Origin of the sequence: Chitinophaga sp. (assembly GCF_035564935.1) — a bacterium.
Taxonomy (GTDB): domain Bacteria; phylum Bacteroidota; class Bacteroidia; order Chitinophagales; family Chitinophagaceae; genus Chitinophaga.
The window spans coordinates 1-3,090 of record NZ_DATMTE010000636.1 but is presented as its reverse complement, the minus strand read 5'-3'; the positions used below and the strand labels follow the sequence as shown (position 1 = coordinate 3,090).

Genomic DNA, 3,090 nt, shown 5'->3' with positions numbered 1-3,090 from the left:
CAACATTAAAAAAATGCCTGCGCAAATTCACTGCGTGAGGCATTTCTATTTTTATAGTGGGAAGCTTCTCATATAACCTCAAATTATCTGCCATGTCAACAGAAAACCCTATTACATCTCCTGTAATAAAATTACCGGATCATTCTCCTGCTATGTCTGATGATGACAATGCAAGCGGCATCACAGCTGATGGGTCATTCAGCGATGGTTTCAACGAAGGATTTCAAATTTAAAAAAAGAAACATGAACACTACCGAAATTACTGCTTTAATACAGGCGAGCCTACCTGACAACACGAGTAAATCCATTACGCCTGCACATGTACGTGGTGTGGCTGATGCATTAAATACCAGGCAACCGGGGTTGTCGTCATTTGCCTATTTTGATGATACCAATCCAGGTAACACTAACGTAACAGAAAGAGTGGGTGATATCTTACTCGGCTTATTTAACGAATATACCGGTGAGCTGGAAACGTTTACCAAAGTAACTACCTGGTTCGACGACACGCCAATGACAACGGAAAAAACCGATCCTGCCGTATATAGAAGAAAAGGAACAGAGTATTTCAGACTAAACTGGTCCGGGCCGCTGAATATTAAATGGTTTGGGGCAAAAGGTACGGATGATGCAGCCAATGCCACCCGGGATACCAACGCAATTACTGCAGCGGTAAAACTTCCCTTTGACTTGTATATACCCGAGGGAACATACTATATTAATAAGGTCATTACTATAACGAAAGAGAACTATAAAATAACCGCTCATCAGCAAAGTGTCATTAAGACACTTGGCACAAACATAAATACTATAAACATCAACGCATCCGGCGTAGTAATAGATGGCGTTAATTTTGTTGGAAGCGGGGAGAAAAAAACCGTAGATTACCAGGCATGCATTGTAATGACCGCAGTTCAAAACTGCCGGATTATTAACTCTACTTTCACAAATATCAGCGGCGGAGCAATCTATCTTGTTTTCCAGGGTGTAACCGGTTGTTCCGGCAATCTCATACAAAATAATATTATCATCAATTGTGTAAACAGGGTGCCTGGCGATCAGGATAATGACGGGGCGGCTATCCGCCTGGGTTATAGTGGTGAAGGATACTTTCATACCTATAACATTATTGACAACAATTATATAGACAATGAACAAGGATCTGATTTTGGTATAGCCCTTATAGGGCATGGATATGAAAACAGGATCACCAATAACAGCATAAAAAACTGTGTAGCGTATGGCATATTACTATATGAAAGTAGCTATGGTGATGGTTCAGTTCCATTAGTTTACAGAAATATAATTGATGGCAATACGATCAGTGATGTAGGTTATGCTCTCAGCCCGGATCCCGAACCAAAGAACAGAACAAAAGGAATGGGTATCTATCTTCAGAAAGCCCATCAAACAGTAGTTACCAACAATACAATTAACAATGTACTGATCAATGCTGGCACTGAAACTTTAGCACAGGGAGCCATCGCTGCCGGGGGCTCCTGCGGATGTACAATATCTGATAACGTTATCAGGAATTGTAACAGGGATGGTATCTATCTATCACTGTGTTTCAATACTGCCATAACCGGCAATTCAATAGGTGACAGTAAAAGATATGGCATAAAAATCCAGGATTCCTCCTATCTGACTTTATCCGGAAATACTATTAAGGATTCCACTAATAGTGCATTATTCGCTACTTTCTATGGGTTAGCTGAAGACTCTTTAAGTTACTTTACCGCATTAAAAGAAACCAATAACGCCACTACAGGAGAAGGAATCAGTATAGTGAACAACACTGTGTACAGGATGGCTTCTGCCGTAAACCCTACAATAACTATACAGGGAAACCCGGCGGACACCGTTAATGGCAAACCGGAGAACTACATAAAAGGCTTGATATTTGGCGGCAACACTATAAAATCAACGGGGAGCATATTGAACCTCTCCTACGCCAGGAATTGTACTATAATATCTAATAGCCTGAAACTATATGGCTCCGGCACTTCAGCGATGGTATCCAATGCCGGTTGTGATAATATCAGGTATATAAACAATGAAATAGAAGGAGTAGGCGTAACCATTACCAATGGTATATTATGCACCAGTACTAATCCGCTGTTTTCAGACAATAAAATACAGGGGGCTACTTCTACTATAAAATTCGCATCCGACAACTATGAAGATACGAGAAAAACAATGTACAAATCTGCTCCGCCAACAACCGGTACTTTTGTGGCAGGGGATCAGATTATTAACACCAATCCCACTATAACCGGTACCGCTCCTTACAGGCAATACATCAAAGGGTGGACCTACACCTCTGCCGGTTGGGTGGCCGGCAAGGCCTATGAAACCGCTCCACTTCCCCAAGGCGGGAAATTAACGGTTACCGGTGGCACTGCGGCACAGGAACATGTTGTGGCTCATGGCCTGGGAGTAATCCCCTCTGCGGTCACTTTCAGCCCGGCAACAGGCAGTATGTCCAATGCGGGCTTGTATGTATCCGCTGTTGATGGTACTAACATTACCTTCAGGCAAACAACTGCCAGCGATATTGGTATTTATTGGCTTGCATTGCCTTAATGGATGATTGTAATGGGAAGCCGTTCTGTTAAACGAGGGAATGGCTTCCGTTGCAGTGTATGCATGTATCAGTATATACCTTAGTTAAATATTAATTGCCATTTTGTGCCTAAAATCCCTTCATTATGAAAAAACTATTCCTGAAAGTGATTCCCTTGTTATACACAACCCTATTGGCTGGTTACCCGGCTAAAGGACAGGTAAATTGCAACTGTAACCGTTTTTTAATCAACAATGCCATTGATGATGGTACAACAGCATTACAGGTGAATGGCGGGTTGAAAACAACCGGAGGCATATACATAAAAGGAAATCACGGTGTACTTATAAAGGAAAACAATGGCGCATATATTTCGGAGAACATACTAACAACCGGCTGGGACAATATATTAAATCAGGACTGGACAGAATTAGGGGTTGCCGGGGGAACAGTCAATACAGCACAGCTGAGATTAATGCGTAATGGCAATGTTGGAATTGGAACCTCTAATCCACAGTCAAAAC

At 41.9% G+C, this 3,090-nt stretch carries 3 protein-coding genes; all 3 read left to right on the top strand.

The window, feature by feature from the left end; translation table 11 throughout:
• Positions 1 to 92: 92 nt before the first annotated feature.
• Entirely contained in the window at positions 93 to 233 is a 141-nt protein-coding gene (locus tag VN105_RS16145; protein WP_325642561.1) for a hypothetical protein, read from the top strand.
• A 10-nt stretch (positions 234 to 243) separates the two neighbouring features.
• Positions 244 to 2,586, top strand: a complete 2,343-nt coding sequence (locus VN105_RS16140) for a right-handed parallel beta-helix repeat-containing protein (protein WP_325642560.1) — start codon at positions 244 to 246, stop codon at positions 2,584 to 2,586.
• 125 nt (positions 2,587 to 2,711) lie between these two features.
• Positions 2,712 to 3,090, top strand: a 379-nt coding sequence (locus tag VN105_RS16135) for a hypothetical protein (RefSeq protein ID WP_325642559.1), incomplete at its 3' end; no start/stop codon positions are given.

Coding starts and splice junctions, on each gene's coding strand:
- VN105_RS16145 (WP_325642561.1), top strand. CDS start 93: ATGTCAACAGAAAACCCTATTACATCTCCTGTAATAAAATTACCGGAT.
- VN105_RS16140 (WP_325642560.1), top strand. CDS start 244: ATGAACACTACCGAAATTACTGCTTTAATACAGGCGAGCCTACCTGAC.